Source organism: Serratia sp. BFP-2025 (assembly GCF_050880365.1).
Taxonomy (GTDB): Bacteria; Pseudomonadota; Gammaproteobacteria; order Enterobacterales; family Enterobacteriaceae; genus Serratia; species Serratia surfactantfaciens.
This window is the reverse complement of sequence record NZ_JBPAFV010000005.1, coordinates 141,938-155,071: the sequence shown is the minus strand read 5'-3', so window position 1 is coordinate 155,071 and position 13,134 is coordinate 141,938. Positions and strand designations below refer to the sequence as shown.

The window sequence follows — 13,134 nt, the reverse complement described above, 5'->3', positions numbered from 1 at the left end:
TCGCTGCCTAACCCATTTTGATTAATCAAATTAAGGCATGCGTTGCTGCCGTTCGCTACATAATGATGACTTGCGTGACAATTAAAGGATTATAAACGGAATGATAACGATGATTAATGCTTGCGGCGGACGCCGCGCGGTGGGTTTGGCCATATTTTTGTTTTCTGTTATGGCGCTTTCTGGCTGTGCAGGCGGTAGCAAAACAAACCTGAATTCCGTGAAAAAACTTTCACAGAACAATCCTAATGATAAATCTGATGAACAGCGCATCGCGCTTTGTCAGCAACGGGTTAATTCCTTAAAGAATATTAATCCGCAAATCTATCAAAAACGCATCGCCTATTTTAACGGCCTGCTTTCCAACGCCTCCGGATATGCCGGGGTGCGCGGCAACGTAGATGAAAGCACCCGCAAAGCTATTGATGCGCTTTATCAATATAAAACCGAGAAATTCTGCGCCGACGTCGAACATGAGCTGATGTCCGATCTGTCTGACCGGGTCGAGAATCTGTAGCCGTGAAGCGCAGTGCGCAAGGATGGGGGATAGGGATCCTGCTGTTGGCGGTGAGCGGGACCGTTTGCGCCGATGACGACGGCATTCCTGCCCTGTTGAAGTTTGCCGAACAGCGGCAGGCGCCGCCGGCCGCGCCCAGGGACGATGCCGAGCGCAAATCGGCGCCCGTACCGGCCGCTAAACCGGCCGCCGTCGCAGGCGCAGATGGCGCTCGTTTAACTGCACTGACGCACTCTTTGCAACAGCAGGCGGAGAAAATCCGTCAGTTGGAGTTGCAGTTGGCGGCGGCTCAGGCCGCTGCGGCGCCGAAAAGGGAGCCGGTCGGCGTCGATATTCGGCCGCTTATCAATGCGTTGAAAGGGGTGAAGCAGGCCATTGCGCCGGCGCCTGAGGTGGGCGTGCTGATCGCCTCGTTGACGCGAGCCGAACAGCGCAGCGCAAGTTTGACCGCGCAGCTGGCGCAGCAACGGCAGCGGATAGAAACCTTGCTGACAGAACGGCGGCAGGCGGCGCAAGCGCCACCGCTGGCCAGCGATGCGGACAAGCAGGCCTATGCCGCCGGCGTATCGCTGGGGCGCGACATTTTGCATCTGCAGCAGGAGAACCAACGGGCAGGGCTGGAGGCGGACAGGCAGCTTTTGCTGGCGGGCATCGCCGATACCCTGGCCGGTCGGTTGCGGTTGGATGACGCCGCCATCGACAGCGCGCTGCGCACGGCGCAGCAGCGTTTGCAGCAGGCGCAGACTCCCCCTGCGGACGGCAAGGCCTACCTGGCCGATTTCGCCCGACAGGAGGGGGTGAAGCAGGATGCGCTCGGTTTCTACTACCGGGTCGACTATGCCGGCAGCGGCGCGATTGGCACCGACGATCGGGTGGACATCGTGGTGCGCGAGAGTTTGCCCGACGGCCGGGTGGTCAAAGATATGGAGCTGGCGGGAACGGTGATCTCGCAGCCGTTGACGCGCTATCCGCCGCTGTTTCGCGCCGCTATCGAGAAGCTGCAGCGCCACGGCTCGATCACCCTGGTGGTGCCACCTGCGCTGGCATACGGCAAGCAGGGCAGCCCGCCGGCGATCCCCCCGAACGCCACCATGATTTACACCCTGCGCATCGCGGACGTGCAACCGTGAGCGGGGTGCTCAGCAGTAACCACTCAGGAGGAATGCTATGGCCAAGGCGCCGAATACGTTTGAAAGCAGAAAATCGCTGATGCTGAATGTGTTGCAAGGATTGTGCAGGGATCGTGTGGAAGGGTCAGGGGGCCATCATCCCCCGCCGGAGCAGTGGCCGAAGACGCGCGAGCTGGCAGATAAATGCGGTGAAAACATCTATACCACCCGCACCCTGCTGCTGGCGTTGGAAAAGGAGGGCAAGGTGCGCTGCACCCACCGCAGCATCAATAATTCTCTACGCTGGTACAGCTGCGACGAACAGGCAGCGATGAAAAAAGAGTGATTCGGCCCTGGCGGTCGCTTTTGACTATTCCTACAGCTAAGCATTAATTAATCTTATCATTTGGCGGGGCTTTCCGCTCCGCCAATCCTCCTTTGCGTTCCCCGCCCGCCGCGCAGGCATTGCTAAGATGTTTTTTGCGGCCATATACTTATCGCTCAGACGGAAACAGGTGTAGGGAGCCGGCATCGTAATGAAGGAAAAGAAAGACATACTGAGATTGGATGATATTCATTATCAAATAGACAACCAGGTGATCCTGGACTCGGTCTCTTTCACCCTGGGTGAAGGCGAGTTCAAGCTGATCACCGGACCTTCCGGCTGCGGGAAAAGCACCCTGCTGAAAATCATCTCTTCCTTAATGGATCCGACCCGCGGAAATATCTATTTCGACGGCCGGGCGATCGCCGAGATGTCGCCGGAGGCGTACCGCAAGCAGGTCTCTTATTGTTTCCAGACGCCGGCGCTGTTCGGCAATACGGTTTACGACAATCTGGCGCTGCCCTATCAAATCCGCCAACAGTCGCCGGACACGGCGAAAATGAAGGCCGATTTGGCGCGTTTCGGGTTGCCGGAGGCGATGCTGACTAAAGGCATCAATGAGCTTTCCGGCGGGGAAAAACAGCGCGTGTCCCTGATCCGCAACCTGCAGTTTATGCCGCGGGTGCTGTTACTCGATGAGATCACCAGCGCGCTGGACGAGGAAAACAAGCGCAACGTCAACGAAATCGTTCATCAGCTGGTGGCGGAGCAGCGGCTGGCGGTGCTGTGGGTAACGCACGATACCGAAGAGATAGCGCATGCGGACGAGGTGATCACCCTGCGCGCGCACCGCGCCGAGCAACAGGAGCAACAGCATGAATCAGCATAACATCACCAACGAATCCTTGGGCTTGTCGATGATCCTGGTGGTGGTCGCCATTCTGATCAGCCATCGGGAAAAGCTGGCGCTGGAAAAGGACATTATCTGGAGCATCTGCCGCGCGGTGGTGCAACTGATCATCGTCGGCTATGTGCTGAAGTATATTTTCGACCTGGATAACGCCGTTCTCACCGTGCTGATGGTGCTGTTCATCTGCTTTAACGCAGCCTACAACGCCAAGAAACGCAGCAAGTACGTCGAACACGCCTTCGTGACGTCGTTTATCGCCATCACCACCGGTGCAGTGCTGACGCTGGCGGTGCTGGTGTTGACCGGGTCTATCGAATTTACGCCGATGCAGGTGATCCCGATCTCCGGGATGATCGCCGGCAACGCCATGGTGGCGGTGGGGCTGTGTTACACCAACCTCGGCCAGCGTTTCAAAAGCGAGCAGCAGAAGATTCAGGAGATGCTCAGCCTGGGGGCGACGCCCAAGTTCGCTTCGGCGGCGCTGATCCGCGACAGCATCCGCGCTTCGCTGATCCCGACCGTGGACTCGGCGAAAACCGTCGGGCTAGTCAGCCTGCCGGGCATGATGTCCGGGCTGATCTTCGCCGGCATCGATCCGGTGAAAGCGATCAAATACCAGATTATGGTGACCTTCATGCTGCTTTCCACCGCCAGCCTGTCGACCATAATCGCCTGCTATCTGGCCTACCGTAAGTTTTATAACCAGCGTCACCAGCTGGTGGTCGGCAACCTGAAGTAACGCCATGAAAAACGGCCTCCGCGGAGGCCGTTTTTTTTACCCTTGCAGCAGGGCGATGCTCTGGCGGATTTCCCGTTCGATATCCGCCTCACTCCAGCTGTCCAGCTGGGAAGAGAAAGGTTCGAAGGCATAGATGCCGGCGTAGCCCAGGCGTTCCAGGTTCTGCACCTGACGGCGGCTCTCCAGCCGATCGCCCTCGCTCAGCATGATGCGCTCTTCGTCGCTCAACGCGCCTTTCTCCCGCGCGTCTTCCACGCCGGACAGATGCACCAGGCCGATCTGCGCCACCTGGATTTGGGCGTCGAAATCGGCCTGCGTCACGCCGCTCAGATAGTGGTGGAAAGTATCGAGCACGATGCGGTACGGCGCGCCGGCATCGCGGATGATCGCCTGGGTCAGCAGCGACGATCGCAGCGAACTGATGCCGAAACCCAGCGGTTCGACGTATCCCTGTACGCCATAGCGGGCAAACAGCGGCGCCAGCAGCCGCAATGCGGCGAGGGTGTCATCCCGTTTTTGCTGCTCGCTGCGCTGGTCATCGGCGCTGCAGTGTGGGCACAGCACCAGCGCCCGGCTGTGGATGGCCTGGGCCTGCGCCAGCAGCGCTTCGGCGCGTTGCAGCAGCGCCGCCGGGTCGTCCACCCGGTTGAACATGCCAAGGGCGTTGATCGTGACGATGTCGATGCCGTATTGTGCGGCAAGCGCGTTGAGCTGCGCGTCGCTCAGATCGTCGGTCACCTTGCCGCTGGGCATGTCGTTGCGCAGCTCAACCTTGCTGAGCCCGCAACGTTTCACCAGGCGGAAAAAACTGTCCAGATCGAGATTCGGCGCGATCTTGCGGTTAATGCAGAAGCGGTCCAGCGCAATGGTCATGAGGCATTACTCCAGCGGTCAGGGTGAGAGATCAGGATTTGCCGTTTTCCAGCGGCAGCGGCTTGCCGTCGGGCAGAGGATGGCGGTGGCGTTTGGCCAGCACCACCTGCTCCATTTTTTCCAGTGAGACGCCTTTGGTTTCCGGGATATAACGGCCGATAAACCAGTAGCTGAACAGGCAGCAGGCGGCGAAGATCCACATCGGGAAGGCACCGTGGAAATGCGAGAACAGGTAAGGATGATCGTTGATCATCGGGAATGACTGCGATACCGCGAAGTTGGCGACCCACATGCAGCCGACGGCGATGCTCATCCCCTGCGCGCGCATGCGGTTCGGGAAGATCTCCGACACCAGCACCCAGGCGCCGACGCCCCAGGACAGCGCATAAAACACCATGAAGAACAGCATGCCGAACAGCGCGAAATAGCCGGTGGCCTGGGTGTAGAGCGCGTACGAGGTGAGCAGCAGGCCGGCGATGGTGCCCAGCGTACCGTAACGCATCAGCGGAATACGGCCCATGCGATCCATCAGCATGGCGCCGATCACCGAACCGACCAGCTGCAGCACGCCGATCCAGATGGTCTGGAACAGTGCTTCCTGCGCGTTTTCGGTGACGGTTTTCAACACCACCGGCGCGTAGTACATCATCACGTTGACGCCGGTCACCTGTTGCAGCATGGCGATCATGCAGCCGACGAACAGGATGAACCGCACCCGCACGTCGCCGTAATTCAGTTTCCGGTGTTGTTGCTGCCGATCCTGCTGCAGCGAGTCTTTGATTTCTTTCAGCAGATTCTGCGCGTGGGCAGCGTTGGAGACCTTGGTCAACATCGCCAGCGCCTGATCGTCGCGGCCCATCATCACGTTCCAGCGCGGCGATTCAGGGATAATGAACACCAGGATGCAGAACAGGATGCAGGGGATCACGCCCGAGGCGAACATCCAGCGCCAGCCCATTTCCACCAGCCAGGCTTCGCTGGCGAGGCTGGCGATTTTGAAGTTGACGTAGAAAATCACGATCTGGCCGAACACGATGGCGAACTGCTGCATGCTGAGCGCCCGCCCGCGCATGTCTTTCGGCGACACTTCCGACATGTACATTGGCGACACGGTGGCGGCGATGCCGACCGCCAGGCCGCCGATGATGCGGTAGATGACGAACCAGGTGAAGGTCGGTGCCAATGCCGCGCCGACGGCGGACACGGTGAACAGCAGCGCCGCCAGCATCAGCGCCTTTTTACGGCCCCAGCGCGCCGCCAGCGGCCCGGCGGCGAAGGCGCCGACCACGCAACCGATCACCACGTTGGAGACCGCCCAGCCGGTTTCGGCCGGGCTGAGGCTGAAATAGGTTTTCAGCGCTTCGATGGCGCCGGAGATCACGGCGGTGTCGTAGCCGAACAGAATGCCGCCCAGGGCGGCGATGCCGCAAATTCGCAAGATGTAGCCGGTATTGTGCTTACGCTGATATGACATGTGTTGCTCCGATTTTTATCCTGGCTTCCGTCCGCACGGTTGGGTTATCGGAAAGAGGGCGAGCGGAAGGGTGTGAACCGTGCCTGTCATCAAGGCGATGTCGTCGATAAATGCTGGAACAAACAAGAACATTTATTTCATAATTAGTGAATAATGGAATATTGATTTTTAGATCCAGTTCAAAAAAAACCGTCGCGAGTGGCCCGGACGCTTTGAGCGTTCGGCGCTGGGCGATAGCGACGGCAGGGCAGGCGCAGTGCGGATTTTCTGTAGCAAAGTCAGCGTGCATCACCCACGGTTTCTCTCTCGTCGCGGTATCTGCCCTGGCACGACAATGAAAGCGTCGACCGATCGACACCGCAAAATTGCGACCTCACGCACTAAAAACAAATTTTCCAAAACAATTTATTTGAAACTTTTTTTTCAATGAAATAGAGTTTGCTGCATCCGGTCAGGATTTAGCCGGCTTGCCGACGGAGTGCGGCGAGCGGGACGATTAACGCCGCTGCCGCCTGCGTGTGGCCAGGCGGCAGCGGACTTGAAAAGAGGGCGTGACATGAAAACCGTGGGTAACTTTATTGACGGGCAGGTGTGCCTGAGCAGCAGCAATCAAACCGTCGACGTGCATAACCCGGCCAGCGGGCAGGTTGAGCGGCGCGTCACGCAGAGCACCGCCGCCGAAGTCAAACAGGCCATCGACGTGGCCCATCGGGCGTTCGCCGACTGGTCGCGCACCACGCCGCTGCGTCGCGCGCGCATCATGTTCAATTTCAAGGCGTTGCTGGAACAGCACCGCGACGAGCTGGCCGAGCTTATCGTCAGCGAGCACGGCAAAGTGTATTCGGATGCGCTGGGCGAACTGACGCGCGGCATGGAAGTGGTCGAATTCGCCTGCGGCATCCCGCATCTGATCAAGGGCGAGTATTCGGCGGACGTCGGCAGCGGCGTCGACAGCTTCTCGCTGATGCAGCCGCTGGGCGTGGTGGCGGGCATCACCCCGTTCAACTTCCCGGCAATGGTGCCGATGTGGATGTTCCCTATCGCGCTGGCCTGCGGCAATACCTTTATCCTCAAGCCGCCGGCGCTGGTGCCTTCGGCCTCGGTACGCCTGGCGGAGCTGCTGAAAGAAGCCGGCCTGCCGGACGGCGTGTTCAACGTGGTGCACTGCGCCAATGAAGACGCGGCGCAGCTGTGCACCGATCCGCGCATTCAGGCGGTGAGCTTCGTCGGCTCCTCCACCGTGGCGGAACATATCTACACCACCGCCAGCGCGCACGGCAAGCGAGTACAGGCCTTCGGCGCGGCGAAAAACCAGGCGATCGTCATGCCGGACGCCGATCTGGACGCCACGGTCAACGCGTTGATGGGCGGCGCGTTCGGCTCCGCCGGAGAACGCTGCATGGCGTTGCCGATCGCCGTCGTGGTCGGCGATGATACCGCCGACAAGCTGATCACCAAACTGAAGCCGCTGATCGCACAGCTGCGCGTCGGCCCTGGCTTGCAGCAGGGCGGCGAAGAGAATGAAATGGGGCCGCTGGTGTCGTCCGCCCACCAGAAGAAGGTGCTGGGCTACATCGATCTGGGGGTGGAAGAAGGCGCGACCCTGGTGGCCGACGGCCGCAATTATCAGGTGCCGGGCTATCCTGAAGGCTATTACGTTGGTGGCACGCTGTTCGATCACGTGAAGCCGAACATGCGCATTTACCGCGAAGAGATCTTCGGGCCGGTGCTGGGCATCGTTCGGGTGCCGGACTATCGCACCGCCATCGATACGGTCAACGGCCATGAGTTTGGCAACGGCAGCGCCATCTTTACCGGCAGCGGCCACTATGCGCGCCAGTTCGTGCAAGAAGTGCAGGCCGGGATGGTCGGCGTCAACGTGCCGGTGCCGGTGCCGATGGCGTTCCACAGCTTCGGCGGCTGGAAGCGCTCGGTGTTCGGTGCGCTGAACGTGCACGGCACCGACGGCGTGCGTTTCTACACGCGTATGAAGACCGCCACCGCGCGCTGGCCGGCCGGGCAACAGACGGTGTCCGAATTCAGCATGCCAACGCTGGGTTAAGCGATCGCAGAGTATGAGCGGGCCGTTGTTCCTTTGGGGCAGCGGCCTTTGCACGGGGTGTTAACAGGAGAATCGAGATGTCTTCACTGCTTGCCAAATGTCAGACGCCGAACGCCGAGGGGCGTATCCAGCACGTGACGCCGGAAAATGCCGGTTGGCGCTATGTCGGCTTTGACGTTTACCGCCTGGCCGCCGGGCAGTCGCTGCAGTTGGAATGCGGCGACAACGAGCTGTGTCTGGTGCTGGTCGCCGGTATCGCCTCCGTGGCCACGCTGCGCGCCGAATACCCGCATATCGGTAAGCGCATGAGCCCGTTCGAACGCACGCCGCCTTATGCGGTGTATGTGCCGCACCACGATCGCATCGAGGTGCGGGCGGAGACCGAGCTGGAGCTGGCGGTGTGCAGTGCCCCCGGCGGCGGCCACCTGCCTTCACGGCTGATTACGCCGGCGGATATCGGCGTGGAGCGGCGCGGCAAGGGGCGTAACCAGCGGTTGGTGCACAACATTCTGCCGGACAGCGAGCCGGCCGACAGCCTGCTGGTGGTGGAAGTGTATACCGACGAGGGCAACACCAGCTCCTACCCGAGCCACAAGCACGATCGGGAAGACTCGCCGGACGAAACCTATCTGGAAGAGACCTACTATCACCGCATTCAGCCGGAGCAGGGATTCTGCATGCAGCGCGTCTATACCGACGATCGCACGCTCGACGAGTGCATGCCGGTCTACAATCGCGACGTGGTGAAAGTGCCGCGCGGTTATCACCCGGTGGCGACCCTGGCGGGCTACGACAACTATTATCTCAACGTGATGGCCGGGCCGGTGCGGCAGTGGAAGTTCACCTGGGAAAAAGACCACGCCTGGATTAACGGCGAAGGTTACCCCGCCGCGCAATAAGCGCTTGAGGCCCGGCTTGCCGGGCCTTCTCTTTATCAGGGTATAAATTTGCCCTAAATTTGCCCTCCATCTTGCTCAAATGATAACCTGTCGGCACGCGTTCGCTCTCTGACTGAGTGAATCCCAATAACCGCTGTGATACAGCGTGATTGCCTATGCGCAGGAGGAACAACCATGACGAGCACCATGTCCCAAAAAGCGGCGCGCGAAGGATTAGGTTCGCCCGACCTGTTTGAAGGCGGGGTCTATGTCACAAAAAATGGTGTCGCTGAGCTATTTGTGCAAACGGCGGCTGAGAGAGAGGCCGAAATTCGGGAACGCAATCTCGAGCGCCAGTCCAATGCGTTGTTGAAACTGACTATGATGGCGAAGCAAGAGATTAAGAATCAGCGCGGTCTGTCGCCCGAAGAAACCTTGCAGCGGCTGCGTGACGCGCGGAAATAGGCCCAGGTGCAGGATGCCCCAGGAAATACGTTTTACCGTCGCGCCGGCGGCGGAATGGAGCCTGAAAGACATCGAGTCTTACAAGAGCGGAACGATAGGGGCCGCCGCAGCCGGGGTGTTCGTGGATAACCTGCTGTTATCGTCCCTTGCGGCAATTGCCGACGATCCCGCCCGCTACCGCTTCAACGCCGTGCTGGCGGGCATGGGGGGGCGGTTGCACGAACGATTGGATCCCGACAGCGAATACCGTGTCATCTATGACTACGACGGCCAGACGGTGGAGATTCTGCTTTTCATCAGCATGAAGCAGGATCTGGAAAGCGTGCTCTACCGTTATTTATTGCTGCAATAATCCCGCCGCGCCCGAGCCTGTCTCGGGCGCTTTCGTCAGACGTGCCGCTTACTCGTCCCGGGCGTTATTCAGCGCCAACGAGACCGCCAGCGTCTGCGCCAGGCACATCGAGGCCACCTGCGAACGGAACCCGTCCACCTGCGCTTCGCGCACCACGAAACAGACGTCGCTGAAGGCGGCAAGCGGGCTGACCTGGCTGTCGGTGATGGCGATCTGCTGAGCGCCGCGCTTGGCGCCCAACTCCACCAGTTCCACCGCCTCGCGGGCGTATGGCGAATAGCTGATGGCGATCACCACGTCTTTCGGTTTCACCATGCTCAGCTGTTCGGTGAACATCCCACCCAGCCCGTCGATCAGAAACGCGCGGCGCTCCAGATGGCGCAGCGCATAGGTGAGGTAGGAGGCGACGCTGAACGAGCGGCGCAGGCCGATCACGTAGATGTTTTCGGCGTTGTTGAGCAGATCCACGGCGCGATCCAACTGCTCGGGAGCGATTTGCATCGCCAGCTGCTGCAGCGCCTGCGCGTTGACCATGGTGAATACGTTGAGGATTTCGGCCGGTTTCTCCGGCGCGACGTTGTCGTCGGTGGAGGTCTGGCGGAACAGGCGCGCGCGCTCGGTATAGTTCACCGTCTCTTCCATCAGATGCTGACGGAACACCTGCTTCATTTCGTTGAAGCCGCTGAAGCCAAAGGCGTTGGCGAAACGGATCAGGGTGGAGGGCGGCACGCTGGCCTGTGCGGCGATGGAGGCAACGGTATCGAAAGCGATGCTGTTACTGTTATCCAAAATATAGCGCGCCACCTGCTTCAAACGCTTGCTCAGCGTTTCATAACGGTGGCGGATCTCGTCCTGTAACAGCGAAAGTTGAGTTGGGTTGTTCATCCATTCGGCTCGCAGTGGGGTGAAGGCGCATTGGCCTGACGCCTGACATATTGACAGGGTATTTTAACAGACGGAGCGGAAATTTCATTTCCTCAAAAAGCGATTTATTCGATCGCACGTTGCGCGACTTCACAGAAAATGGGCAAAAAAATCCCCTTAAAGCGGCGAAATGGCCTTAAGGGGACGTGAACTCGCTTCTCGCTGTCAGTGAGCGCCGCTCGTCTGCGGGCGGTACTGGCGCCAGAAATCGATCAGCGTCAGGTATTTTTGTTTCACCTGCTCGATCAGCGCCGCATCGTCGAGTTCCCCCTGCAGCCAACGGCGCGAAGGTTGACCGAAGATGGTGCGGCCGACGGCGAAACCTTTCACCCAACGCGCATCTGCGGCGGCGGCAAAGCCCGCCTTCAGCACCGCCTCAGGGGAGTCGAGCCCCAGGATCAGCACGCCGCGGCAGAAGGGATCGTAGCTGTCGATCAGCGCGCCGACCCGCCGCCAGTTTTCCGCGCTCAGCGGCGGCAGTTTCCACCAGTCCGGCTGAATGCCCAACTGGTAGAAATGCTCAATCATCTCCAGGTAATAACGTTCGTCCTTGTCGGCGTTGCTGTCCGGCAGGATCACCTCCAGCAGCAGCTCATGGCCGGATTTGCAGCAGCCGCGGTAGACGTCGGCGATCAGCTCATCCTGTTCGCGGCGCAGTTCCGCAGCGTCATGCGGGTGATAAAACACCAGGCACTTCACCACGTGCTCCTGCGGCCAGTCGATCAACTGCGAGCCGATATTGCCGTGCTCCAGACGCAGCGGGCGCGAGCTGGGCAGCTCTACCGGCCGGCCGATCCACCATCCCTGGCCGGTGATCTCGTTCAGCGCCGCCTGCCCATAGGTGGTGTCGGCCAGAATGCCGCTGTTGCCGTTGAGGCCGGCCTGTGTGGCAGCCTGTTGCGCTGCGGTGAGCAGCAGGGTTTTCAGATGCGGGATGCGTTCCTCGCCGACGCCGGCCTCGCGCGCCATGTCCGCCAACTGCTTGCGGTGATCGAAGGCGAACACGCACAGTTCCGGCCACTGTTGCTTGCGGGTGGTGACCCGGTGCAGGTGGTTCAGACGCGCATCGCGGTCTGGGCGCGTGACCTGCTGTTCACGCTGCAGATAGTCGTCCAGCTCCCGTTTGGTCGGCATGGCCGGCGCGCAGCCGTGGCGCGAGACCACCAATGCGCCGCAGGCGTTGGCGTAACGGCAGGCCTGATCCCAGCCCTCATCGTTCAGATAGCCGCGCAGCAGGCCGGACATAAACGCGTCGCCGGCCCCCAGTACGTTCAGCACCTCAACCCGCACGCCGGCGTGCAGCTTCACCTGCGCCCAGCTGTCGGCTATCTCGCCCTCGAATACGGAGCATCCCTGCGCGCCGCGCTTGCACACCAGCGTGGCTGCCGTGGTGCGGCGCACGTTTTTCAATGCCGTCAGCGTATCAGTGCTGCCGCCGGCGATATGAAATTCCTCTTCGGTGCCGACGATCAGATCGAAATGGTGCAACACCTCTTGCAGCTCGCGGGTCACCTGTTGCGATTCCACAAAGCGGGTTTCGCCGTCGCCCAGCGACGTCAGCCCCCACAGCACCGGGCGATAATCGATGTCCAGCGCGGTGCGCAGGCCGTGGCGGCGCGCGTATTCCAGCGCCTTCAGCACGGCGGCGCGGGTGTTCGGGTGCGACAGGTGCGTGCCGGTAATGGCCAGCGCGCGCGAAGAGGCGATGTAGGATTCGTCGATGTCGCTCGGCGTCAGCGCCATGTCCGCGCAGTTTTCGCGATAGAAGATCAGCGGGAAGGTTTCCTGATCCTTGATGCCGAGGATCACCAGGCCGGTTAACCGCTGTTTATCGGTGATCAAGCAGCGGGTATCGGCTCCGACGCGCTGCAGCTCTTCGCGCAAAAAGCGGCCCATGTGCTCGTCGCCGACGCGCGCCAGCATGCCGGATTTTAACCCCTGAATGGCGGTGCCGTAGGCCACGTTGCCGGAAGAGCCGCCGAGGTATTTGGCGAATGTGCCGGCGTCTTCCAGACGCGCGCCGATCTGCTGAGCATAGAAATCGACGGCGATGCGCCCGAGACAAATGACATCAAGCTGTTTTTCTTGTGTAGCCATACCCGTTTCCTTCTGTTTAAGCAAAACTCCGGCGGCGGCCCGAGCGTGGCGCCCTGCTGGAAGCATGTGGACAGTATGGGGAATGAAAATTTCAATTTCAATATAGAATGAAATTTACACCCCAAAAATGTGATGAGTTTAAAACATCGACAAAGGAGAGGAAAAAGCCGATGAAGCGGCTGTGAAACGGCGGCCAGGGGCGCGCGGAAAAGGGGCGTGACGGCAGGATAAAAGGCTGTCGCCTTGCGCGTCGATGGCTTTACCGGCTGATACGCGGCGTGAAGCCGGTGAAGGCCAAGCCACGAGATGAAACGGGCTTTTCATGCAATATGCGATCTTTATCGCAAAATGAAATGTTTCTTCTGTAATGTGATTTTATGAAAAATATATTTGTTTATAATCGCTTCACGTT

13 protein-coding genes are annotated in these 13,134 nt (G+C 59.9%); 9 read left to right on the top strand and 4 right to left on the bottom strand.

What is annotated here, in order from left to right; genetic code table 11:
• Positions 1–100: 100 nt before the first annotated feature.
• The 5 genes from ACRAWE_RS22835 to fetB all read left to right on the top strand — a co-directional run bounded on the left by ACRAWE_RS22835 (position 101) and on the right by fetB (position 3,597).
• A complete protein-coding gene (locus tag ACRAWE_RS22835) occupies positions 101–514 on the top strand; it encodes a hypothetical protein (RefSeq protein WP_432525924.1) in 414 nt (137 codons plus the stop codon).
• Positions 515–516: 2 nt separating this feature from the next.
• Entirely contained in the window at positions 517–1,644 is a 1,128-nt protein-coding gene (locus ACRAWE_RS22830) for an FKBP-type peptidyl-prolyl cis-trans isomerase N-terminal domain-containing protein (protein WP_211129479.1), read from the top strand.
• A 37-nt stretch (positions 1,645–1,681) separates the two neighbouring features.
• Positions 1,682–1,969, top strand: coding sequence for a FaeA/PapI family transcriptional regulator (locus ACRAWE_RS22825; protein ID WP_063918371.1), 288 nt, complete (start codon positions 1,682–1,684; stop codon positions 1,967–1,969).
• Positions 1,970–2,159: 190 nt separating this feature from the next.
• Positions 2,160–2,837 carry an iron efflux ABC transporter ATP-binding subunit FetA gene (fetA, locus tag ACRAWE_RS22820; protein ID WP_063918372.1) on the top strand — a complete coding sequence of 226 codons (678 nt, stop codon included), beginning with the start codon at positions 2,160–2,162 and terminating at the stop codon, positions 2,835–2,837.
• Complete coding sequence (gene fetB, locus ACRAWE_RS22815; RefSeq protein WP_019455206.1) at positions 2,824–3,597, top strand: iron efflux ABC transporter permease subunit FetB; 774 nt, start codon at positions 2,824–2,826, stop codon at positions 3,595–3,597. The genes fetA and fetB overlap by 14 nt, the downstream gene beginning before the upstream one ends.
• Positions 3,598–3,633: 36 nt before the next feature.
• Here fetB and ACRAWE_RS22810 read toward each other — a convergent pair whose 3' ends face one another.
• Both ACRAWE_RS22810 and ACRAWE_RS22805 read right to left on the bottom strand, forming a co-directional pair.
• On the bottom strand, positions 3,634–4,470 hold the full coding sequence (locus ACRAWE_RS22810; protein WP_063918373.1) for a TIM barrel protein: 837 nt from the start codon (positions 4,468–4,470) through the stop codon (positions 3,634–3,636).
• Between the two features lie 31 nt (positions 4,471–4,501).
• On the bottom strand, positions 4,502–5,944 hold the full coding sequence (locus ACRAWE_RS22805; RefSeq protein WP_432525923.1) for a sugar porter family MFS transporter: 1,443 nt from the start codon (positions 5,942–5,944) through the stop codon (positions 4,502–4,504).
• Positions 5,945–6,500: 556 nt separating this feature from the next.
• Here ACRAWE_RS22805 and ACRAWE_RS22800 point away from each other — a divergent pair.
• From ACRAWE_RS22800 to ACRAWE_RS22785, 4 genes are all read left to right on the top strand, one after another.
• Positions 6,501–8,006, top strand: a complete 1,506-nt coding sequence (locus ACRAWE_RS22800) for a CoA-acylating methylmalonate-semialdehyde dehydrogenase (protein ID WP_197668262.1) — start codon at positions 6,501–6,503, stop codon at positions 8,004–8,006.
• Positions 8,007–8,083: 77 nt separating this feature from the next.
• Complete coding sequence (gene iolB / locus ACRAWE_RS22795; RefSeq protein ID WP_063918374.1) at positions 8,084–8,905, top strand: 5-deoxy-glucuronate isomerase; 822 nt, start codon at positions 8,084–8,086, stop codon at positions 8,903–8,905.
• Between the two features lie 174 nt (positions 8,906–9,079).
• Complete coding sequence (locus ACRAWE_RS22790) at positions 9,080–9,349, top strand: hypothetical protein (protein ID WP_019455201.1); 270 nt, start codon at positions 9,080–9,082, stop codon at positions 9,347–9,349.
• A 13-nt stretch (positions 9,350–9,362) separates the two neighbouring features.
• Positions 9,363–9,701 carry a type II toxin-antitoxin system RelE/ParE family toxin gene (locus tag ACRAWE_RS22785; protein WP_432525921.1) on the top strand — a complete coding sequence of 113 codons (339 nt, stop codon included), beginning with the start codon at positions 9,363–9,365 and terminating at the stop codon, positions 9,699–9,701.
• 48 nt (positions 9,702–9,749) lie between these two features.
• Here the strand turns inward: ACRAWE_RS22785 and ACRAWE_RS22780 are convergent, their stop codons facing one another.
• Positions 9,750–10,586: a MurR/RpiR family transcriptional regulator gene (locus ACRAWE_RS22780; RefSeq protein WP_019455199.1), complete on the bottom strand. Its 837-nt coding sequence runs from the start codon at positions 10,584–10,586 to the stop codon at positions 9,750–9,752.
• Between the two features lie 204 nt (positions 10,587–10,790).
• On the bottom strand, positions 10,791–12,722 hold the full coding sequence (locus ACRAWE_RS22775) for a bifunctional 5-dehydro-2-deoxygluconokinase/5-dehydro-2-deoxyphosphogluconate aldolase (protein WP_432525920.1): 1,932 nt from the start codon (positions 12,720–12,722) through the stop codon (positions 10,791–10,793).
• Between the last annotated feature and the right edge of the window lie 412 nt (positions 12,723–13,134).

Coding starts and splice junctions, on each gene's coding strand:
- ACRAWE_RS22835 (WP_432525924.1), top strand. CDS start 101: ATGATAACGATGATTAATGCTTGCGGCGGACGCCGCGCGGTGGGTTTG.
- ACRAWE_RS22780 (WP_019455199.1), bottom strand. CDS start 10,586: ATGAACAACCCAACTCAACTTTCGCTGTTACAGGACGAGATCCGCCAC.
- ACRAWE_RS22810 (WP_063918373.1), bottom strand. CDS start 4,470: ATGACCATTGCGCTGGACCGCTTCTGCATTAACCGCAAGATCGCGCCG.
- iolB (WP_063918374.1), top strand. CDS start 8,084: ATGTCTTCACTGCTTGCCAAATGTCAGACGCCGAACGCCGAGGGGCGT.
- ACRAWE_RS22785 (WP_432525921.1), top strand. CDS start 9,363: ATGCCCCAGGAAATACGTTTTACCGTCGCGCCGGCGGCGGAATGGAGC.
- ACRAWE_RS22800 (WP_197668262.1), top strand. CDS start 6,501: ATGAAAACCGTGGGTAACTTTATTGACGGGCAGGTGTGCCTGAGCAGC.
- ACRAWE_RS22790 (WP_019455201.1), top strand. CDS start 9,080: ATGACGAGCACCATGTCCCAAAAAGCGGCGCGCGAAGGATTAGGTTCG.
- ACRAWE_RS22805 (WP_432525923.1), bottom strand. CDS start 5,944: ATGTCATATCAGCGTAAGCACAATACCGGCTACATCTTGCGAATTTGC.
- fetA (WP_063918372.1), top strand. CDS start 2,160: ATGAAGGAAAAGAAAGACATACTGAGATTGGATGATATTCATTATCAA.
- fetB (WP_019455206.1), top strand. CDS start 2,824: ATGAATCAGCATAACATCACCAACGAATCCTTGGGCTTGTCGATGATC.
- ACRAWE_RS22775 (WP_432525920.1), bottom strand. CDS start 12,722: ATGGCTACACAAGAAAAACAGCTTGATGTCATTTGTCTCGGGCGCATC.
- ACRAWE_RS22825 (WP_063918371.1), top strand. CDS start 1,682: ATGGCCAAGGCGCCGAATACGTTTGAAAGCAGAAAATCGCTGATGCTG.